The following is a 1,401-nucleotide window of genomic DNA, read 5'->3' on the forward strand; positions in this document are numbered from 1 at the left end:
TAAAACTCTTCTTGCCGGCATGCACCGTGATCTTGCCGGGACACTGCACGGTGATGTTGCCGCCCTCGATCGTGATGTTCGCCCCGCCCGCCGTCGACAGGCGGATGCTTTTCGCCGCCGCCCAGTCGATGTGCGCGGCGGCGCTGACGATGTTGACTTCCTCGCGCGCCTGCACGTTGAGCACGTCGGCCTGCGCCTGCAGGTCGATGGCCTGTTTGGCGGCGATCAGTTGCAGGCCGATATTGTTCTCGCCCGCCTTGACCACCCCGGCCAGGGCGCCGATGGCCTGGCCGCTGTGCACACGCAGCTGGCCGCCGCCGACGAACTGGGTGTCCTGGCCGCTCATCAAGGAGGTGGTTTCGCCATTTGCCAGCTGGATATCCTGGCCCGCCAGCACGCCCAGGCCCGTGCGGGCGGCGATGGCGATGATGGCGTCGCTGCTGTGCGGCAACTTGTCATCGCCGGGGCTGGTCGGCTTGCCCGCCGCGTCGCGCCTGGCGGCGGCCGTATCGTCCTGGCTCAGCATGCCGGAGACGCTGGTCAAAAACGCCGGCAAGGGCGCCGCCTTTTCGTCGAGCACGCTGGCATTCGCCTTGGCCGGCCCCAGGTGGCTGGCATACGCGACCGTCTTGTGCGTGACGGCGGCGGCGCTGAAGGTTGCACCCAGCTTGGCCGCCTGCTTGAGCAAGACCATGCCCGGCGCATTGTCACCGGCCGGATCGCGCGCCTGCGCGTCGTGATTGACGAGGTAGCTGGAAATCAGGAGGCCGGCGCCGGCCCGCACGGCGCCGTAAGCGTCGGTGCGCAGCTCGGCGCCCGTGCCGCGCAGGCTGCCCCGGTAATTGTCGGCCGCATGGATCAGGTGGCCAAGATTGAGTTCGCTTGCCGCATGGCTGCTCTTGAGCTGGATGCGCCCCTGCTGGTCGGTATCGTCGAACAGCAGCTGGTTATAGCCAGAGCCGGAGCCGGCGGCGCCGAATTCCTTGCTGCGGATACCCCATTGCGCCGCGCCGTTGCGGTGGCCGGCGCTGCCGCCGGCCGCGCCATGCCAGACCGGGCTGTTGCCGCCGGCCACGTTGCCCTGCGCCGACGGCGCATGGTCGCGCGCCGGTTCGAAGACACTGGCATCCGCGGGCTTGTCCGTGATGCCGCCCGGCGTGGGCGCGACGCCGCCCTCGCCCTGCCCGTTGTACAGGGCGCCGACGATGATGGGGCGGTCGATATCGTTTTCCAGGAATTGCACCAGCACTTCCTGGCCGATGCGCGGCAAGAACTGGCTGCCCATGCCGCCGCCGGCCGAGCGCTGCGCCACGCGTACCCAGCAGGTGGCGCCGCCCTCCTGCTGCCAGTGGAAACGGATGCGCACCCGGCCCAGCTTGTCGCAATGGATCTCGCTGCCGC

General features: G+C 69.2%; 1 protein-coding gene. It reads right to left on the reverse strand.

The window, feature by feature from the left end; genetic code table 11:
* A partial coding sequence (locus NCG91_RS27805) for a type VI secretion system Vgr family protein (protein ID WP_251352083.1) occupies window positions 1-1,401 on the reverse strand: 1,401 nt, incomplete at both ends.

Origin of the sequence: Janthinobacterium kumbetense, assembly GCF_023703445.1 — a bacterium.
In the GTDB taxonomy this organism is placed as follows: domain Bacteria; phylum Pseudomonadota; class Gammaproteobacteria; order Burkholderiales; family Burkholderiaceae_D; genus Janthinobacterium; species Janthinobacterium kumbetense.